Genomic DNA, 14476 nt, shown 5'->3' on the forward strand with positions numbered 1-14476 from the left:
CATTCGCATTCGTCCACGACGATACCGGGCGCGGGCTGGCCCGGCAAGTCCGCTGAGCCCGGTCACGCGGACCGGGCGAGCGATTCGAGCAACGCGACGACCCGTTCGACCTCGGTGAGATCGGGCACCACAGCGTCCGGCTGCAGGGCTCGGAGCTCGTCGACACCGAAGCGTCCGGTCGCAACCGCCAGTACGCGCGTCCCGCTCGCCTGTGCAGCGGCGATATCGCGCGGTGTATCGCCGATGAGAATCGTCTCGTCGAGCGACGGGGCGATGGCGAAGCGAGCGCGTGCGGCTTCTCGTGCTCGGGTGACGAGTTCGTGACGCTCCTCGGCTTCGTCCCCGTATGCCCCGAAGGGCAAGAAGCCATCGAGGTCAGCGGCAGCCAGTTTCCAGCGGGCGACGAGCTGAGCGTTCCCCGTGAGCACACCCGCCAGGTGACCACGCTGCCAGAGCCGGTCGAGGAGCGGTCGGACACCAGGCAGCACCCAGTCGCGGCGGGAGCCTGGATGAACGAGTTCTCGGTACCGCAGGCCCATCCGCTGCATGACCGCGGGTAGGATCTGTGCGATGTCCTCTTCAGGCACACCATGCCGGTGCAGCGCCAGCCGAGCGATCTGACGATCGAGCATGCCGGCGAGCGGGATGCCGTCGAGCGGCACCGGCTCGCCGAGGGTTTCGGCGAGCGCATCGCGCATCGCCTGGGCATGCGCTGGATCGCCAGCCCGGAGGAGCGTGCCGTCGATATCGAACAGGACGAGGAGTGTCACCGGCGGCTCCTCGCATGCGGTGCACAAAAACGCGTCACGATCTCGAAGAGCGCTCGGGTCGCGAACTCCAGGGTATCGACCGAAATACGCTCGTCGTGGGCATGAGCGAGGTCGAACTCCTCCGGATGGTCACGCATCGGCATGAACCCGTAGACCTTTATGCCGGGTAGGCACTTGGCATCGGTACCTCCCGGGACGAGGTACGGGACCACTCGTGCGCCGGGATCGAGCTCCGCTATCGTCTCGCTGATGACCCGGAAGAGTGTCGAGTCCGGTTCGGCCTCGATGCCGCGACCCCGGCTCGTGAGCTGCACTTCGACGTTCGGTCCGACGAGTCGCTGGACCTCAGCAGCGAAGGCTTCCGGCTCTTGCCCCGGTAAGATGCGGCCGTCGACTTCGATCGTCACTTCTGATGGAATCACGTTGATCCGATGCCCGCCCCGGACGATCGTCGGCACAGCGGTATTGCGTGTCATCGCATAGAGCAGTCGTCGCTCACCGGTACCGAGCGGTAACGCGGCGAGCCGCTCCCACGTCGGGTCAGCGAGCGCAGCCTCGATCTGCTCACGGATGCGGCCGCCGAGTGCCTGGCCGATCTCGCGGAGGAAGCGAGTCACCGTGGGAGTGAGGACAGTCGGGAACGTATGCGTGCTCAACGTCAGGATGGCACGGGCGGCGTGCTGCATCGCCGTCTCTGGAATCGGCATGGAGGCGTGGCCAGGTTCACCGCGGGCCACCAGCCGCAGGCGCGCTGCTCCCTTCTCCCCGGTCTGGCACAGATAGAAGCGCTGGCCGGCGAGTGTCAGTGCCATGCCACCACCCTCGTTGATGGCGAACTCGGCATCGATGAGGTCGCGCCGGTTCTGCCACATCCAGCAGGCGCCGAACTGACCGCCAGCCTCCTCGTCGGCGAACACGGCGAAGATGACGTCGCGTTCGAGCGGGATAGCCAGGCGGCGAAGGAGCAGCATCACGCCGAGTTCGCACGCAACCAGGCCCTTGGTATCGACTGCCCCGCGTCCCCAGACCTTGCCGTCAACGAGTTCGCCGCCGAACGGATCGCGTGTCCACTTCTCCCGCTCCACGCTGACGACGTCGCTGTGCGCCATCAGGAGGAGCGGTCGGGCTTTCCCGTTCCCACGCAGGCGCGCGACCAGATTCCCGCGTCCTGGTGCACTCTCGACGACGTCAGCCGGGATGCCTTCCCGCCGGAGCACGTCAGCTAGGTACTCAGCGAGCGGTGTCTCGTTGCCCGGTGGGTTGACCGTCTCGAAACGGATCAGGGCCTGCAAGTGCCGTGTCACCTCGTCGCGGACGGTGCTCCACTCGATACCGTAGTCGATCACGTTTGCCTCCCTTCTCCACGGACCAGCATCGCAGCGATGACGACCATTAGCCCACCGGCCAGCTGTTCGACTGTGAGTCGCTCCCTGAGCACCAGCAGGGCAATGCCCACCGAAGCGACCGGTTCGAAAGTACCGAGCAGCGCAGCTGGCGTTGGCCCCAACCGGACGCTACCGAACAGGAAGAGCTGCACGGGTAGGACGGTCGCGAAGAGCACGATGCCCAGGGTCGGTGCCAGTGCTGATGCTTTGACGAGCAGCGGAGCGTGCGTGACGTGTGCTGCGGCGAGTGCCGCGATCGCTGCGGCCGGAAACAGGACCGCTGTCGCGAGGACCGGGGAAGCGTCCCGCAGTCCTCGATGAGCGAGCACGATGTAGGCCGCGTACAGTGTTGCCGAGGACAGCATGAGTGCTGCGCCGGGCAGATCGACCTGGTGCCATTGCCACCCGAGCGTGAGCGTCACGCCGCTGAGCCCCAGCACGAGCGCGATGCACTGTTGGATCGAGGGACGCTCGCGCCAACCGAGCGACCGAAGCAGCATGACCAGGACAGGATAGGCATAGAAGAGGGCAGCTGCGACGGTGATCGACACGGACTGCAGTGCGACGAAATACAGCGTCGTGTTGCCGACGAAACAGGCGACTGCGAGCACTGCAGTCGCGAGGCGCCGTCTGGACCACGGCTCGTGACCGAGGAGATGGCCACGCCGCCGGTACTCGAGCGGGAGTACACAGAGGACGAGGAGTGTCGCTAGGCCGAAGCGCCAGGCGATCAGGGTCGGTACGGCAACGCCAGCAGCGTAGGCGATCTTCGTCAGGGTCGCCAGAGTACCGAAGCCCAATGCCGAAACGAGGACGGCGGCGGTGCCGACCGGATCGATCCCGTACGTGCAGAGCATTCGCGGTGCAGCTATGCTCGGTATCTTCACTGTGCCTCCCGTCGCATTCTCGCGGAGGTGCGGAGGAGGAGACAAGCCCTGGAGTGTTGCCGAGGTCGGGAGCCAAGGACGGTGCCTATCGTGCTGTACGGATGCCCAGGATGCACCGCGAGGCCTAGAATTGTGGTGCCGGGGCGAGCCGGGTAGGGGCGACGATGACTGGACTGGGCGATTTCGACCCGACGCTGGACTACTATCAGATCCTCGGCGTTCCGGTCACGGCAACGCTGGAGGAGATCCGTCGTGCCTACCGGCAGCTGATGCGAGCGACGCATCCCGATCGGGTGCGCGATCCGGACAAGCGGCGCATCGCTGAGGAACGGGCGAAGCTCCTCAACGCAGCCTACGCCGTCTTGAGCGACCCGGAGCGTCGACGGGTCTACGACGAGCAGCTTCGGCAGCGTGCGGTTACAGACCTGCTCTTCCAACGCTACACCGCGCCCAGCCCGGCCTGGGTGCGCCCGGCTCCGAGTCGCCGGTCACGGCAGACAATGGCCGACGATCTCGCAGCGTTCGTGCAGCTCCTCGCGGTAACGGTGATTTTCGTCGCGACACTCGTCCTGCTTCTCGTGGCCAGCAGCGCACTGAGTGGCCTCTTCGGCAGCCTCAGCTAGTGCGTGACCGAGCGCCAGAGCAGGCGACCGTGTTCTCGGACGAGCGTTCCCGCGACCGGTAGGAAGTGACTCGCGAGGAGCGCGATACCCTCGCGCTCGGCCCGTTCCGTCGTTGCCCGGCGGGTCGCGATCGCCTGTTCCCGATCCATGTCGAACGCCGAGCACCACTCCGGGCGGTCGATCTGCGCTGGATGGGTGAAGGTATCGGCCACGATCCAGACCGCTCCTTCCGCGCTGGTGAGTTGGATGCGGAGCATCCCGGGGGTATGACCGGGTGCGAGCGCGATCGTCAGCCCGGGAGCGAGTTCGGTCTCCGGTTCGACGACGTCGAGGACGCCTGCACGCTCGAGGGGCGCCAGGCAAGCATCGAGATAGCCCGGTGCGATCGTCTCCATGGCTACCCGGACGTCGTTGCGATGGAAGGCCTCGAGCTCGACCTCGCTCACGATGTAGCGAGCGCGGGGGAATGTCGGGCGACCGTCGAGCGTAGCCCAGCCCACATGATCGGGATGGAGGTGCGTGAGTATGACGGTGTCGATCTCGGCGGCACTCAGGCCGCGCCGGGCCAGTTCGTCGAGCAGGCGTCCTCGCTCGTTCCCGAAGAGCGGCACCGGTCCGGCTCCGATACCGGCATCGACGAGGAGTGTCTGGCCCTTTCCCCGGAGTAGGAAGCAGTTGACACGAGTGTAGAGCATATCGGAGCCCGCGAAGGTGTCAGGATAGCGATCCCGGAATGCTTCCCACTCGGCGAGCGCAACTTCAGGAAATACGACCGAGAGGGGAAAGAATGTCCCCTCGACATCGACGATCGGTTCGATCGTCAAATCCCCGGCACGCAGGATCATCGTCGGTACCTCCTTTCTCGTTCGATCGAGCACGCGAACGGGCCGCTACGGGAACTCGCAGCGTCTGCCGATCGTCTCAATGATGAGACACGAAAGGGGTTACTGATGAGTGAAAGGCTGTGGCGCAACAGGAACCGTACCCCCTTGGTCGGAATCGTTTTCCCGTTCGTCGTGGTGGCCCTCTTGGCCGCCTGTGTGACATCGGTTGAGACACCGACGCCATCAAGCGGCGGGGCGTCGCCGGGTACACCCTCGCCGGCCGTCGAGCGACCGAGCCCCACACCAGCGAGCGAGCGGATCGAGGTTTCTCTGGCCAGTGCCTCGCTGCGGGATACGGCTGACGGGAAAACGGAGCTGATCGTCCAGGCCACGCTTCCGGACGCTTGCACGGAGGCGCGACACCGGGTCGGTGCAGAAGGCGATCGAATCATCGTCGAGATCTGGGGCGAGCGGCCGGTCGGTGTCGCTTGCGCGCAAGTGCTGCGGGAAGTAGACCTCACCATACCGCTCGGTCGAGCAGTGACGGACGACCAGACCGTGGAAGTCAACGGGATGCTGGTAGCGAGAGGACCCTTGGGAAGCGGTTCGCACGAATACGGCGCAGCGTTCGTCGAACAGGTCACGGTCCATGTCGGGAATGGGGAGCCGCGGCACGTGACGATCGAGGTACAGGGGTCGTTGCCCGATGCCTGCTCCGAGCTGGTCGAAAACCCGAGCGTCACGGTGCGCGGCCACGAGGTGATCGTCCAGCTCCAATGGCAGCGCCCGCGCGATCTGGTCTGCGCGCAGGTGCTCCGACCGTTCACGACGACGGTCGACGTGGGGAATCTCGATCCCGGTGCGTATACCCTCAGCGTGAACGATTTCACGACGACCTTCACCGTTGAGGGAAGCTAACCAGAAACCCAATTCGGAGCCCGACGCTCGGCGAAGGCGCGCAGTCCTTCCTCGTATTCTGGGCTGTGGTCGAGTGCCCGGCGCAGTGCGCGGATATCAGCGAGCGTTACCGCGTCGCAGGTGAGCGCGCGCCGGAGCGCAGCCTTGGCAGTGCGAACTGCGGTCGGTGCTGCCTGGCGCAACTCGCCGAGCCAGGCGTCGATCAGGCTGTCGAGCCGCCCCGGTTCGCAGAGCCGATCGATCAGCCCGATCCGGAGCGCTTCCTCGGCGTCGATGATCCGCCCGGAGAAAAGCAGGTCGGCCGCGCGTGATGGTCCGACGAGCTGCGGGAGCCGGAGCATCCCGCCAGCTCCGGGAAAGATGCCACGCCGCACCTCGGGAAACCCGAACCGGGCTGTGGTATCGGCAAAACGCAGGTCACAGGCCAGCGCGAGCTCCGCACCACCAGCGAGACATGCTCCCGAAATCACAGCGATCGTCGGCACCGGGATTTCGGCGAGCGCTTCGACCGCTGCAGCGATCGTCTCGGTATGGGCCGTCCGTTCCTCCGGACTGAGTGCGATCCGTTCGCGCAGATCGGCTCCCGCACAGAAAGCAGGCGGTGACCCGCGGAGGACGACTGCCCGCAGTCGCTCGTCACGCGCCAGCTCCCGGGCGGTCGTCGTGAGTGCCTGTGCGAGGGCGCGGTCAAGGGCGTTCCGTACCGCTGGTCGGTTCAGAACGATCGTTGCCACGTCGCCCGCGCGCTGGACGAGGAGCACTGGTTCTCCCATCAGGCGAGGACTCCCTCCAGGTACGAGCCGGTTCGCCATCTTTCAGTTTCACGTACCCGTCAGTATGGCACATGGCTCAGCGCGTTCGATGGCTCGCTGCGTCGGCTGCTGTGCGGGAATGACTGGGTTCTCACCGGCACAGGAAACTGGGTGAGACGAGAGGTTCTCAGCCCGTTCGTGAGCGGAAGGAGTTGTGCGGTGAACGACTTCGGACGGATCGTGATGCTCGGGCGGGCGTTCCCGATGGCTATCTGGCTGCGCGAGCGTGCGTCGGAGCGGCCAGGCGTCTTACGTGAGTTTCTCGAGGGGGCACGGGCCTGGCGGGCTCGCGGCGGACATCTCGATCTCGCGCGCATCGTCCGTCAGGTGGACCCGTCACTGGTCGATCCGGAGACCTCCATGCCACGGGGAGACGTACACGGCCTCTACCAGCAACGCTTCGGCATCCACTTCTTCCAGGATGTGATCGAGCAGCTGGAGCCGCTTTCCACGACGCAGGGCGCGATCGCTCTGGCCAGCCAGCTCGGCCTCGAACCGTGGTACGTCTGGGCGCACGTGGCACCGCGACGAGCCGAGCGGGAACCCCTCGACCCGCTCGATCTGGAGGTGCCGCGTCAGGCGATCGTCCGCATGGGTGACTGGGCGATCGGATTACAACTCATGGATGTCGTTGCACCGGAGCTCTTCGGCGAGCTCGTCGGCGACGACAGCCTCTCGCACCACGAGCTGGCGGTGTGGCCGGTCACGCTGGCGCTCCGCCGCCGGATTCCGCACCCACTGCTCCTTCCCGAGCGCGAGCGGGACGAATTCGTCGATGCCGTTGCGGCGTGGGAGCATGGTGCGGAGACGGACGACTTTCTGATCGAGGCGATGTCACTCGCCTGGGTCGATCGCTTCGGTGAGCCACCGCGGTCACCAGCCCGAGCGAACCTGCCGGGACCCTGGCACCCGTTGCACTGGCCGGAGGCGCTGGATCCGGCGGATGCGGTGCTCTGGGAGCTGCTGCGCCAGGGTGTTGGACTCGTCGAAGGATGGCAGCGGGACGTTCCAGCGTTGCTGACGGCAGACGAGCTGCGCGCGGCCTGGGAACGGTCGAGTACCGCGCTCGATGGGTTGCTCGCAACGAGCTATGCCCGGCAGGTGGCACGGCTGCTGGGGATCGCCTGGGCACTGGGTGGCGACCTGCCGGAGGACACGGGCGAGGCGGCCTGGCGTCTGCTGGTCTTCGAGGGAGTCTTGCGGGAGCTGGTCGGTGCGATCCGCGCACTGGTGCTGGATCCAGATGCCTGGCTGGGTGAGTACGATTGGCTGGCCGACCAGTTCGACGCCTGGACCCGTTATGGCTTCCGGCACTTCGGCGTATAGGGTGAGCCGCGAACGGGGGTAGAGGTGGAGCAGTCACAGAGCGGAGATCTCATCCAGGACGGGCTTCGAATCGCACAGGCTTTCGGTCGCGAACTCGAGCCGGACCAGCGTGCCAGACGCATGACGTACCAGCTCGTCGTTTCGGCGAGGCAGTGGCGCGAGAGCGGCCATCGCTGGAACCCAGCGGATGCGCTGGAACGCGCTGGTCTGACCGATCATGTCGGAGAGCGCTGGATCGACGCGCGAGCTCTCGGCTATCTCGCTGAACTGACTCGGCAGCTCGGGCCGCTGGCGACGACGCCGGCTGCCCTGTACTGGGCAGCCAGGATCGGTGTCGAGCCGTGGCTGGTGCTCGGGCTGCTGCGGCGGGAGGGTATCTCCCTACCGGGTGCAGCGGGCCTGCGCGTTCCCTGGGAAGTGATCCGCCGGATCAACCGGTGGAGCCTGGCACTGTGCGTGCTCGCGTTCGCACTGTGCGAGACAGCCAAAGAGTGCGAAGAGCCCTCCGACGCTGAGCGAGTCCGGCTCGACTGGCCGCTCCTGTGGAACCTCCGTCACCTCGTTCCGCACCCGCTCGCGCTCGATCCCGAAACCGCGCGGTCGTTCGTCGAGGCGTGCGCAAACTGCGATCCGGTCGTCCGGGCCTCCGACTGCCTTCTCGAAGCGCTCTGGTCGGAGGTGCGGCTCCTGGACAGCGTACGGGCTCTCGTGCAGCGCCGACCGCTCTCCGATCCCTCGCTCGCAGGCCAGCCGAAACAGCGGACAGCTGCACTCGACGAGTATCCGCGTGACGCCTGGGTCGAGGCGGTGCTGACGGCAGCGGCATACTGGCTCCTGCATCCTGAGCGGATCGCGGATGAAATGGCGGAGCTGATGGCAGCTGAGATGTCGGGAGAAACGGGAGAACCACTGCCGCCTGTCTTTCGTTTGGAGCCGTCGAACGGCGCGGAGCGCTGGCAACGCGCGTCGGAGGTACTCGGACCGTTACTGTCGAACGGGTATGCCGACGCGGTGCGGGCAGCGCTCCAGGTTCCGGAGAACAGTGTGGGTGGACTGCTCGCCGGTCGCTGGGAACAGTGGGCGCGTCTCGTGCTGTTCGAGTCAGTGCTCCGGGAAGCTTACGGAGCGGTGTCGGCGCTGCTCGTGGATCCGCTGGCAGCGATGGAGCGGACGCGGCCTCGGGCCGAACGACTGCTCGGCCCGCTCGATCGGCCGCTGGGAACGTGATCGCAGGGTGAACCGGGCGGTGTGCTGCCGGTGGGACGGCACGCTCGTGGTGAGCTCCCGCAGGCAGGTGCACAACGGTTCTCCGGTACCGGCGAGTCTCCTCGGGGCGCTCGGTTGGCTCCGTATCGAGTAGCCGGGAGCAGCGTGTGCTCGCGGATCCTCGAATGCGTGGTGCGCGGCAGGGGCGAAAACGATCGACCGGGTAGCAGGCGCTACCCGGTCGACTCGGAGCGGGAGACGGGATTCGAACCCGCGACAACCGGCTTGGGAAGCCGGCACTCTACCAGCTGAGTTACTCCCGCACTCGCTTCCCAGCTAGCATTATAGCAGGATTGGCATACCCTGTCCAGGGAAATGTGCGGCCTGCTAGGCGAGGCTTTACGGAATCGTGGGTGCTTCGCTACACACATCATTGGACCCGGGTGCGCCGCTCCAACCGCGTTAATAAATACCGGTCCGTGTTGGACGTGGCAGATTCTTGGTTATGAACGACGGCTATTGGTGTAGTGAAGGACTCGGTACGAGTTTCGCAAACAATGTCCGCAAGTCGTCGAACGCATAACCCGACATCAGGGCAAATAGCAGTGCGAGTCTTGCCTTCGGTCCGGAAAGGTGTGGTGCTGGTATTACGTACGCACGGATTTTCTGTCCGCCGCCGACACCACCGTAGCTGAAAGTGAGGGGGCCAGAAGGGCAGCGTGTAGTTACGACAACGGGAATTGCACGACTATTACAGACTTCAAGGAATGATTCCCATTCAAAATAGAGGTTTCCGCTGCCGAAGGCTTCGATAACGATACCATGAATAGGATACCCGGATTCCAGGAGTACCTTATACGGTACCGCAGTGATACCGGCAGCCATTTTGATAAGCAAGACGTTCGGGGAGGGTTGGTAGGTGTGAGGTGAATCCTAGGCCACGTCCGATGTAACCAAATGACAATATTATCGTGGTCGACTCTTCCGACAGGCCCAAAATTGGGCGAAGCAAACGCAGAAATCGCAGTACTGTCGGCCTTCGTCACCCATCGTGCGGCGTGAATTTGCCCGGCAAGGGTGACAAGCACTCCGAGACCTCGGGCTGAGGGGTGGAGCGCGACTTGAGCGGCGTCGACTAAGTTGCGGGGCCATCCGATCCGACGGAACCGCTGGGCAGCATGGCACCGGTAAGAACGACAGGGATATCAATATCTAGCAGAATATCAAGAGCGAACGCTGTCTCTTCGAGTGTATCCGTGCCGTGTGTCACGATAATGCCATCGAAGGAATCGTTTCTAAGCATGGAAGCTATTGTGCTGGCGAGTTCTACGTGCATCGTTGGTGTCATATTCCAGCTGCCAATAAGGGCAAACTCATGAGTTGTACAGTCCGCCAGCTGTTGAAGCTGAGGGACAGCGTCAAGTAGCTCATGAGCATGCGCGGCCGGAATAGCAGCGCCTGTAGTCGGGTCAATCCGGCTTGCGATTGTACCGCCTGTGGTAATGACCAAGAGTCTTGGGCGGTGCTGCACAGGTTACTCCTTTCGGAACCGAGCGAATTGGGAGATGAGCGACGGTACAAGGAGTAAGAAGACAATGCCCAGCGTCACGATGACTGTTAAGGCCCCTAATGCGTATACGTCAGGATCAAGGACCCGAACCGTTACGATAGACCAAAGCTGGAGAGGAAGAGTGTTTTGTGTGGTGACGAGGAGACTGCGCTCGAATTCATTGAGGGACAGGGTGAAGCCGAATAGAGCCGCGCTGAGGATACCCGGCCATGCGATCGGCAGAAGTACGTCGAGTAGTGTTCGGTAGCCTGAGGCACCGAGGTCTCTCGCTGCTTCCTCAATGTTTGGATTAATACGGGTAAGTACAGCTACGAGAATGAGAAATGCGAACGGGAGAGCCCATATGACGTGCACACCGAGCAGCGGTACGTTACCCGGTTGGAGACCGAGAATACGCCACCAGAGACTGACGCCTAGTCCAAGCAGGATTCCCGGCGTCAGAAGCGCAAGGAAGATGCCCCATGTCAGAAAAGACGCGACGCGGGCGCGTCGGCGGACTGCTAGGGCAGAGATAAAGCCGAGCACTGCGACGATAATTCCCGTCATTACCGCGATTGCAATCGACCTCAGCAACGGCGCGCCGAGTTCGGGGAGTCGGACGGTGAACAATCGCTGCCACCAGTAGGTGCTTACTCCCTTGAGTGGGAGAGTCATGCCACCCGTGGGTCCCTGGAATGAGAGAATGGTCATTATGATTATAGGGCCGTAGAGAAAGATACTGAACATACCGAAATATAATGTCAGAAACGTGATTCCCAGTTTTGTGCGCATGGACTCAGACTCCTTCCAAGATTCGACCATATCGAACGAGAAGAACGACTGCAAGGAGGGTCAGAATGACAAGGATACTCGCCGCAGCGGCGGCGAGAGGAAATTGAACGAATAACATGAAATTCTGAATCGTTAAGCCAAGTGATGAAGCAGACCCACCGCCGATAAGCCGGACAGTCGCAAAATCACCCATCGAAAGTACAAAGACAAAGATCGCACCAACAAAGACCCCTGCCGACTTAAGGGGATGATGACTTCAAGGAGCACCCGAAAGAAGGTCGCACCCATGTCGCGTGCCGCCTCTATAAGAGATCGATCGATAGTCGAAAGCGAAAAGAAGATCGGAGATATCATAAACAGTATGTAGAGCTGAATCATTGCGAGACGGACAGCGAAATTTGAGAACAGCAGCACGTCCAGAGGTTGTTGGATGATGTGAAGCCGCAGGAGTAGCCAGTTGACAGCGCCCTCACGACCCATAAGGGGTATCCAGGCTATAGCGCGAACGACGGAGCTTGTGAAGAATGGGGCGAGAGCAATGAGAAAAAGGCAAAACGCAGGCGCAGATTTGGAAGAGAGAAAGCAAGATAGTAAGCAATCGGGTAGCCAAAAATGAGGGCAAGCAGAGTGGTTATAATAGCATTAGTGAGAGTTGTTAGTATCGTTTGAAGGAAGGATGATGAGGACAGAAGGTCACGGTAATTCTGGAGGGTAAACTGATAAATGTAACCACTGATGGTTGGTGTGAGAACGCTAACGACAAGGACAATGACGACGGGCGCAACAAGAAAGAAAAGTAGCCAAAGGGCAGGCATCGCGTATGCCGCATAAGAGAGCGCCGTCTGTAGGCGAGAAGCTGCAGTCAGTGTAACCGGGTTAGTCCGCGCGTAGGATGTGGACATAGTGACCCTCCCAGGTCAGCCAAAACTCATTGCCAATATCAGCGTCGGAGTAAGTGGGGGAGCTAAAGGTTTTAACCAGGAGTTCGCCAACGGATGGATGCGAGAAGAACAGTTTTGTGACGTCGCCGAGGTATTCGACAAAGATGAGGCGGGCTTTGAGAGCATTCGTACGAGTTGGTGTGGTTGCTGGCTCTACTCGGACGTGAGCGGCAGGGATAACGGCGTGCACGTGTGTACCAGGAGAGGGTGTAGGTACAGGGGTGTGCGATTCGAGAACAAGGTCCCCGTGACGAAGCTCGATGCGAGATCCTATGACATTGGAGACAGTTGCTGGAATAATGTTGTTGTCACCCATAAATCTGGCGACGAAAAGGGTTGCTGGTCTGTTGTAGATTGCCGGTGGACTGTCGATTTGCTCAATTCGGCCGCTATTCATTACAACGATACGGTCAGCAATGGCCAGTGCTTCCTCCTGGTTGTGGGTGACGTGGATAAAGGTGATTCCTAACCGACGTTGAAGTTGCCGCAATTCACGACGCATGCGAAGCTGAAGAAGTCGGTCGAGATCACCGAGGGGCTCGTCGAGGAGGAGCAGGGTCGGACGAGTGACTAGCGCTCGGGCGAGGGCGACTCGTTGCTGCTGACCGCCTGAGAGTTGGCGGGGATATCGGTCGAGAAGGGAGTCAAGTTCAAGGAGATGGGCCACCTCTTCTACTCGCTTAGCACGCTCGTCGTGAGGTATACCGCGCATGCGAAGACCAAACTCGATATTAGCACGTACGGTCTTGTGTGGGAAAGGGCATAATGCTGGAAGACTGTAGAGATGTCGCGCTCGTGCGCCGCAATTGAGAGGATGCTGCGACCATCAAGGAGAATCTCACCAGAGTCTGCTACCTCGTGGCCACCAAGAATACGGAGGAGAGTCGTCTTACCACATCCGGAAGGGCCAAGGAGAACGACGTAGGTTCCCGGCTGGACAGTGAGACTGATGCCGTCCAGTGCGACAGTGGATCCGAAACTTTTGCGAACGTCTTGGATGACGAGTTGGCCGCGACCGTCACTGATCGAAGGTGAGAATGGCTGGGAGTGGACGCTTCTAACCATTTGTAACCCGCCCCATTCTCTGCTTTGATGTTCTCCTTATGCAGTGAGAAACTCGTTCCACTTTGTCACGAGATATTGATGTTGGTCCATGACGGTATTCCAGACGGCGATACCTGTCTTGCATACCCGATCCTGGAGGCTGCCTCCGTCACGAACCTCACCCTTTTAACGACAACGTTTCCGAATGGGTCCTTTAGGTCTTCTGCCGCAGGCTTGCCCTCATACCAATAGTCCCATTCTCCCGGAGTCAGATACTGTTTGACATTCTCTGGTATGGAGAAGTAGTATCCCTGACGGGCGACAACGGCTCCCGCCCAGCCGGACAGCCACCAGTTCAGGTAGGCATAACAAGCGTCCAGAACTTTACCTGATGCTGCCTTGTTGAGCATGATGCCACCATGCCAGCCTCTGTAGCCTTCTTTTGGCGAGGCGTATCGCACTGGGAAACCGCGGGCGCGGAGGGCAGTAACGGCAGGGGACCACATGCTCTCAACGACAACTTCGCCAGCCGCCATGAGGTTGACAGACTCGTCAAAGGAGTTCCAGAAGGCGCGGAACTGGCCCTTGCGCTTATAATCGATGAGGAGTGCTAGCAATTTATCAATTTCCTCGCGAGTCATGTTGCCGATGTCTTGGAAACTCATGAGGCCAGCGGCCTTTGCAGCTAGCGCCAAATCCATGAGGCCTGTACTCGGGTCGCTATAGAGACCGATGGCTCCAGCGTATTTGTTACTGAAGAAGATAGCCCACGAGCGAGCATCGTCTTCCTTGACCTTCTCGGTGTTGTAGCCGAATGAGTCTACATTGAAGGTCAGAGGTAGCATAGAGATCTTATCAGTCTTATTGCTGCGAAGAGTTCCATCAGACTGCACGTAGAGTAGCCGGTACGGCGCGTCGCCAGCACCGACGGGGGCGTCAGGACAGAGGCGTCCCTCAGTGGTGAGCGGCATAAGTTTGGACCAATCAGTGAGTCGGTTCACGTCAATGGGTTGGGCAACACGGGCTCCCCAGACAATTTTGACGGAGTTGAACCATTGATCATAGAGGTCCCAAGCCTGAGGCTGTGTTACCGCCTTTTGTTGTGCACCTGGGCCGTCTTTGACGTCGTATTCAAGCTTGATGCCGAGGTCTTTCTCAGCTTGGACCCGAATCGGCTCGAGAAGGGTGACACCCGTGCCGACAACACGGAGAGTGACCCCTGTGATGACTGCAGGGGTAGCGGGCGTACTGGCTTGCGAGGGAGCTTGGGCTTGAGTCGCCGGTGTAGGTGACGTCGACGATCCCTCGCAAGCCCAAAGGAGGCTGCCGGACGCAGCAAGAAGCGATGTAGCCAGAAATCGACGGCGAGTGAGCTTGTGCGCGTTGTAGGCCATGAGAT

Annotated in this window: 13 protein-coding genes, 1 tRNA gene and 2 pseudogenes; 4 read left to right on the top strand and 12 right to left on the bottom strand. The window is 61.7% G+C overall.

Annotation, left to right across the window (positions count from 1 at the left end; translation table 11 throughout):
• Positions 1-62: 62 nt before the first annotated feature.
• Genes OO015_RS07680 through OO015_RS07690 form a run of 3 tightly spaced genes read right to left on the bottom strand, consistent with a single transcriptional unit; the run spans position 63 to position 3042 of the window.
• Positions 63-770: an HAD family hydrolase gene (locus OO015_RS07680; RefSeq protein ID WP_265940651.1), complete on the bottom strand. Its 708-nt coding sequence runs from the start codon at positions 768-770 to the stop codon at positions 63-65.
• Complete coding sequence (locus OO015_RS07685) at positions 767-2116, bottom strand: M20/M25/M40 family metallo-hydrolase (RefSeq protein WP_265940652.1); 1350 nt, start codon at positions 2114-2116, stop codon at positions 767-769. Before OO015_RS07685 ends, OO015_RS07680 begins: the two co-directional genes overlap by 4 nt.
• Positions 2113-3042, bottom strand: a complete 930-nt coding sequence (locus tag OO015_RS07690) for an EamA family transporter (RefSeq protein WP_265940653.1) — start codon at positions 3040-3042, stop codon at positions 2113-2115. The genes OO015_RS07685 and OO015_RS07690 overlap by 4 nt, the downstream gene beginning before the upstream one ends.
• 164 nt (positions 3043-3206) lie before the next feature.
• Here OO015_RS07690 and OO015_RS14080 point away from each other — a divergent pair, with 164 nt between their 5' ends.
• A complete protein-coding gene (locus tag OO015_RS14080; protein WP_323053847.1) occupies positions 3207-3665 on the top strand; it encodes a J domain-containing protein in 459 nt (152 codons plus the stop codon).
• Here the strand turns inward: OO015_RS14080 and OO015_RS07700 are convergent.
• Positions 3662-4510 carry an MBL fold metallo-hydrolase gene (locus OO015_RS07700; RefSeq protein WP_265940654.1) on the bottom strand — a complete coding sequence of 283 codons (849 nt, stop codon included), beginning with the start codon at positions 4508-4510 and terminating at the stop codon, positions 3662-3664. The two genes, OO015_RS14080 and OO015_RS07700, sit on opposite strands and share 4 nt — an antisense overlap.
• Positions 4511-4615: 105 nt before the next feature.
• Here OO015_RS07700 and OO015_RS07705 point away from each other — a divergent pair, with 105 nt between their 5' ends.
• Positions 4616-5407 carry a hypothetical protein gene (locus OO015_RS07705; protein WP_265940655.1) on the top strand — a complete coding sequence of 264 codons (792 nt, stop codon included), beginning with the start codon at positions 4616-4618 and terminating at the stop codon, positions 5405-5407.
• On the opposite strand, the gene OO015_RS07710 is transcribed toward OO015_RS07705, so the two are convergent.
• A complete protein-coding gene (locus OO015_RS07710) occupies positions 5404-6180 on the bottom strand; it encodes an enoyl-CoA hydratase/isomerase family protein (protein WP_265940656.1) in 777 nt (258 codons plus the stop codon). The genes OO015_RS07705 and OO015_RS07710 overlap by 4 nt on opposite strands.
• A 198-nt stretch (positions 6181-6378) precedes the next feature.
• Between OO015_RS07710 and OO015_RS07715 the strand changes: the two genes are divergently transcribed.
• Both OO015_RS07715 and OO015_RS07720 read left to right on the top strand, forming a co-directional pair.
• On the top strand, positions 6379-7545 hold the full coding sequence (locus OO015_RS07715) for a hypothetical protein (RefSeq protein ID WP_265940657.1): 1167 nt from the start codon (positions 6379-6381) through the stop codon (positions 7543-7545).
• A gap of 24 nt (positions 7546-7569) precedes the next feature.
• A complete protein-coding gene (locus OO015_RS07720; RefSeq protein ID WP_265940658.1) occupies positions 7570-8772 on the top strand; it encodes a hypothetical protein in 1203 nt (400 codons plus the stop codon).
• Between the two features lie 229 nt (positions 8773-9001).
• Here the strand turns inward: OO015_RS07720 and OO015_RS07725 are convergent.
• The 7 genes and pseudogenes from OO015_RS07725 to OO015_RS07745 form a co-directional block, all read right to left on the bottom strand.
• A tRNA-Gly gene (locus tag OO015_RS07725) sits at positions 9002-9074 on the bottom strand.
• Between the two features lie 193 nt (positions 9075-9267).
• Positions 9268-9636 carry a hypothetical protein gene (locus tag OO015_RS14210; RefSeq protein ID WP_416236572.1) on the bottom strand — a complete coding sequence of 123 codons (369 nt, stop codon included), beginning with the start codon at positions 9634-9636 and terminating at the stop codon, positions 9268-9270.
• Positions 9637-9767: 131 nt separating this feature from the next.
• Positions 9768-10282 (bottom strand): annotated as a pseudogene (locus OO015_RS14215) (asparaginase); the annotation flags it as partial.
• Positions 10283-10285: 3 nt separating this feature from the next.
• Entirely contained in the window at positions 10286-11092 is an 807-nt protein-coding gene (locus tag OO015_RS07730) for an ABC transporter permease (RefSeq protein WP_265940659.1), read from the bottom strand.
• Positions 11093-11968: 876 nt separating this feature from the next.
• Entirely contained in the window at positions 11969-12535 is a 567-nt protein-coding gene (locus OO015_RS07735) for a TOBE domain-containing protein (protein ID WP_323053858.1), read from the bottom strand.
• 90 nt (positions 12536-12625) lie between these two features.
• A pseudogene (locus OO015_RS14220) lies at positions 12626-13098 on the bottom strand (ABC transporter ATP-binding protein); the annotation flags it as partial.
• A 65-nt stretch (positions 13099-13163) separates the two neighbouring features.
• Entirely contained in the window at positions 13164-14471 is a 1308-nt protein-coding gene (locus OO015_RS07745) for an ABC transporter substrate-binding protein (protein WP_265940660.1), read from the bottom strand.
• Between the last annotated feature and the right edge of the window lie 5 nt (positions 14472-14476).

Source organism: Thermomicrobium sp. 4228-Ro, assembly GCF_026241205.1.
Taxonomy (GTDB): domain Bacteria; phylum Chloroflexota; class Chloroflexia; order Thermomicrobiales; family Thermomicrobiaceae; genus Thermomicrobium.